The organism is Thauera phenylacetica B4P (genome assembly GCF_000310225.1).
In the GTDB taxonomy this organism is placed as follows: Bacteria; Pseudomonadota; Gammaproteobacteria; order Burkholderiales; family Rhodocyclaceae; genus Thauera; species Thauera phenylacetica.
On record NZ_AMXF01000320.1, the window covers coordinates 1 to 3454 of the forward strand.

Annotated in this window: 4 protein-coding genes and 1 tRNA gene; 4 read left to right on the forward strand and 1 reads right to left on the reverse strand. The window is 69.4% G+C overall.

Going from position 1 to position 3454, the window contains the following annotated elements:
* Positions 1-371, forward strand: a 371-nt coding sequence (locus tag C667_RS21195) for a LysR substrate-binding domain-containing protein (protein WP_004382971.1), incomplete at its 5' end; no start/stop codon positions are given.
* A 241-nt stretch (positions 372-612) separates the two neighbouring features.
* On the opposite strand, the gene C667_RS21200 is transcribed toward C667_RS21195, so the two are convergent.
* Positions 613-697 (reverse strand) — tRNA-Leu (locus C667_RS21200).
* A 104-nt stretch (positions 698-801) separates the two neighbouring features.
* Here C667_RS21200 and queA point away from each other — a divergent pair.
* From queA to yajC, 3 genes are all read left to right on the forward strand, one after another.
* The gene (gene queA, locus C667_RS21205; RefSeq protein WP_004382972.1) at positions 802-1878 is read left to right on the forward strand and encodes a tRNA preQ1(34) S-adenosylmethionine ribosyltransferase-isomerase QueA; all 1077 of its coding nucleotides are present in this window, start codon (positions 802-804) and stop codon (positions 1876-1878) included.
* On the forward strand, positions 1868-2980 hold the full coding sequence (gene tgt / locus C667_RS21210; protein ID WP_004382974.1) for a tRNA guanosine(34) transglycosylase Tgt: 1113 nt from the start codon (positions 1868-1870) through the stop codon (positions 2978-2980). The genes queA and tgt overlap by 11 nt, the downstream gene beginning before the upstream one ends.
* Before the next feature lie 93 nt (positions 2981-3073).
* Positions 3074-3400 (forward strand): preprotein translocase subunit YajC, encoded by a 327-nt coding sequence (yajC, locus tag C667_RS21215; protein WP_004382976.1) that lies wholly within the window; start codon positions 3074-3076, stop codon positions 3398-3400.
* Positions 3401-3454 lie beyond the last annotated feature (54 nt).

Genomic DNA, 3454 nt, shown 5'->3' on the forward strand with positions numbered 1-3454 from the left:
CCCCCCCCGCCCGCCTCGCCGGCGACTTTCCCGCCCGCCTCGATGGCGCCCCGCTGCTGCTGCCGGGGGTCGAGGCCAGCGTGCGCGGGCCGCTGCTGCGCTGGATCGAGGCCGCCGGGCTGCGCCCGCGCATCGTCGGCGAGTTCGACGACAGCGCGCTGATGCGCGCCTTCGCCGAGGCCGGCGCGGGCATCTTCCCGAGCGCCTCGCTGGTCGGCGAGCAGCTCTGCCGCCAGGGCGGGCTGGTGCATCTGGGGGACGCGAAGGGAGTCACCGAGACCTACTACGCGATCTCGGTCGAGCGCAGGCTGACCCACCCCGCGGTGCGCGCGATCAGCGAGGGCGCGCACGCGAAGCAGAATTTCGCCTGATTTGATTTTCGCCCCGGAGCGCTCCAGAATCGCGGGCCGGAAACGGGCGCGGGGACGCGGGGACACGACACCGAGATCCGGCCTGCGCAGGGACGGAAGCGGCCGATCGGGTTGCGGGAAGCTGGGGGCGGAAAAGCGAACGGAGAAATCCGCCGCGAACGACGCTGGGACGGGCGTGGTCGAACGCCGCGTCCATCGAAGAAAGCCCTGCGGTCGACGATCGACCAACGGAGCCAGAAACTGGTGCCGAGAGTGGGACTCGAACCCACACACCTTGCGGCGGCGGATTTTGAATCCGCTGCGTCTACCGATTCCGCCATCCCGGCACGGGACGCGCATTATCCCCGAACACGAGGCGGGGCGGCAAGCGAGCCGTCATGCGGCGCCCCGAAACTGTACCGACAGCACCTTCTCTACCGAACACGACACGATGTCCCTCACCCTCGCCGACTTCGACTACACCCTCCCCGCCGAGCTGATCGCCCAGGCGCCGCTCCCCGAACGCAGCGCCAGCCGCCTGCTGGTGGTGGAGCCGCAGCAAGGCGCCGCACCGCGGCTCGGCGACAGCGTTTTCAACGCCCTCGCCGAGCGCGTGAATCCCGGCGACCTGCTCGTCTTCAACGACACCCGCGTCATCCACGCCCGCCTGCACGGCGTCAAGGACAGCGGCGGCCAGGTCGAGGTGCTGATCGAGCGCGCAATCGGCCCGCACGAGGCGCTCGCGCAGGTTCGCGCGAGCAAGTCGCCGAAGACCGGCAGCCGGCTGCGCCTCGCGGACGCCTTCGAGGTCGAGGTGCTCGGCCGCGTGGGCGAGTTCTTCCACCTGCGCTTTCCGGCCGGCGAGGACCTGCTCGCACTGCTCGAGCGCCACGGCAAGCTGCCGCTGCCGCCCTACATCCAGCGCGCCGCCGGCGAAGCCGACGAGTCGCGTTACCAGACGGTCTATGCCCGCGAACCGGGCTCGGTCGCCGCGCCCACCGCGGGCCTGCACTTCGACCAGGCCCTGCTCGAGCGCATCGCCGAACGCGGTGCGAAGTGCGCCTGGCTCACGCTGCACGTCGGCGCCGGCACCTTCCAGCCGGTGCGCGTCGATGACCTCGGCGAGCACCAGATGCACCGCGAGCGCTACGTGATCCCGCAGGAAACCGTAGATGCCATCGCCGCCACGCGCGCCGCCGGCGGCCGCGTGATCGCGGTCGGCACCACCAGCATGCGCGCGCTCGAGGCCGCGGCGCAGGACGGTCCGCTCGAGGCCGGCAGCGGCGAGACCGAGATCTTCATCCTCCCCGGCTTCCGCTTCCAGGTGGCGGATGCGCTGGTCACCAACTTCCACCTGCCCAAATCCACGCTGATGATGCTGGTCTCCGCCTTCGCGGGCATGGACAGCATCCGCCGCGCCTACGCCCACGCGGTCGCGCAGCGCTACCGCTTCTTCAGCTACGGCGACGCGATGTTCATCACCCGCAAGAACGAATCCGAGAACGACAACAACGACGATGCAGTTTGAACTCCTCACCACCGACGGCGGCGCCCGCCGCGGCCGCCTGACGCTCGCCCACGGCACGGTCGAGACCCCGGTCTTCATGCCGGTCGGCACCTACGGCACGGTCAAGGCGATGACGCCGGCGATGCTCTCCGACATCGGCGCGCAGATCTGCCTGGGCAACACCTTTCACCTGTGGCTGCGCCCGGGCCTGGACATCATCGCCGCGCACCAGGGCCTGCACCGCTTCATGGCCTGGGACAAGCCCATCCTCACCGACTCGGGCGGCTTCCAGGTCTTCAGCCTGGGTGCGCTGCGCAAGATCACCGAGGAAGGCGTCAAGTTCGCCAGCCCGATCGACGGCGCCAGGCTCTTCCTCACGCCCGAGATCTCGATGCAGATCCAGAGCGTGCTGAACTCGGACATCGTGATGATCTTCGACGAGTGCACGCCCTACCCCGCCACCCGCGACGAGGCGGCCAAGTCGATGCGCCTGTCGCAGCGCTGGGCCAGGCGCTCGCGCGACGAGTTCGACCGCCTGGAGAACAAGAACGCCCTGTTCGGCATCGTCCAGGGCGGCATGTACGAGGACCTGCGCGACGAGTCGCAGGCCGCACTCGAGGACATCGGCTTCCACGGCTTCGCCATCGGCGGCCTGTCGGTCGGCGAGCCCAAGGAAGACATGGCGCGCATCCTCGCCCACACCGCGCCGCGGCTGCCGCAGGGCAAGCCGCGCTACCTGATGGGCGTGGGCACGCCCGAGGATATCGTGGAAGGCGTCGCCGCCGGGATCGACATGTTCGACTGCGTGATGCCCACCCGCAACGCGCGCAACGGCTGGCTGTTCACCCGCTACGGCGACATCAAGATCAAGAACGCGGTGCACAAGGCCGACACCCGGCCGCTCGACCCTTCCTGCGACTGCTACACCTGCCGCAACTTCAGCCGGGCTTACCTGCACCACCTGCACCGCACCGGCGAGATCCTCGGCAGCATGCTCAACACCGTCCACAACCTGCGCTACTACCAGACGCTGACGTCCGAGCTGCGCGAGGCCATCGCCGCCGGCACCTTTGCCGCCTGCGTACAACGCTTCCGCAGCGAGCGTGCCACCGGCACGAACTGAACCCGCCGCCCTCGCCGGCGTCTGACTCGACCGGGCCACCCCCCGGCTACTGCTATAATCAAACGTTTTTTTCGCTAACCCGGAGTTACCAACGTGCTGATTTCCAATGCCTACGCCCAAGCAGCGGGCGCTTCCGACCCGACTGGTGGCCTGATGGGCCTGCTGCCGCTGATCCTGATGTTCGTGGTGCTGTGGTTCCTGATGATCCGCCCGCAGATGAAGCGCGCGAAGGAACACAAGGCCATGGTCGAGGCGCTCGCCAAGGGTGACGAGGTCGTCACCGGCGGCGGCATCGCCGGCCGTGTCGTCGAGGTCGGCGACAGCTTCGTGCAGATCGAAGTCGCCCCCAACACCGTGGTCGCCGCGCAGAAGCAGGCCGTCGCCACCGTGCTGCCCAAGGGCACGCTGAAGGCGATCTGACCCTCCCGGCGCGGCGGCGGGCGGCTCGACCGCCCGGCCGCCGCGGGCCCATGG

Excerpts from the sequence above, each read along its gene's own strand:
- tgt (WP_004382974.1), top strand. The coding sequence starts at position 1,868 with ATGCAGTTTGAACTCCTCACCACCGACGGCGGCGCCCGCCGCGGCCGC.
- queA (WP_004382972.1), top strand. The coding sequence starts at position 802 with ATGTCCCTCACCCTCGCCGACTTCGACTACACCCTCCCCGCCGAGCTG.